Annotated in this window: 1 protein-coding gene; it reads right to left on the reverse strand. The window is 51.2% G+C overall.

Annotated elements, in window-relative coordinates; translation table 11 throughout:
* On the reverse strand, positions 1–289 hold a 289-nt coding region (locus AAEY55_RS18205), incomplete at both ends, for a hypothetical protein (RefSeq protein WP_350552633.1).

Genomic DNA, 289 nt, shown 5'->3' on the forward strand with positions numbered 1-289 from the left:
GTGCTGTCGGCATACCTTCATCATCCATGCCTGATGGAACGGATATACCGGGGTACCCGGCCGCAGCACTGTAAAAATAGTTGTGGGACAGAAAGTTCGACACCATGGCGTCGAGCTTGTGCTCCTTCATGGGGTCATCAACGGTTTTCTGAAATACAGGAAGGATCGCTTCCCACAACGCCTCGCGTTTTTGCGGGGTGGTCTCCAGGTCATTGATCATTTCCAACAGTTTCTGGTCTGGCTCACCAGCTTTGTGCGTGCGTTTGATAAAAGCAATCAGCTCAGAAAG

It is taken from the genome of Pseudoalteromonas sp. 120-MNA-CIBAN-0494 (assembly GCF_040308885.1).
Classification (GTDB): domain Bacteria; phylum Pseudomonadota; class Gammaproteobacteria; order Enterobacterales; family Alteromonadaceae; genus Pseudoalteromonas; species Pseudoalteromonas nigrifaciens.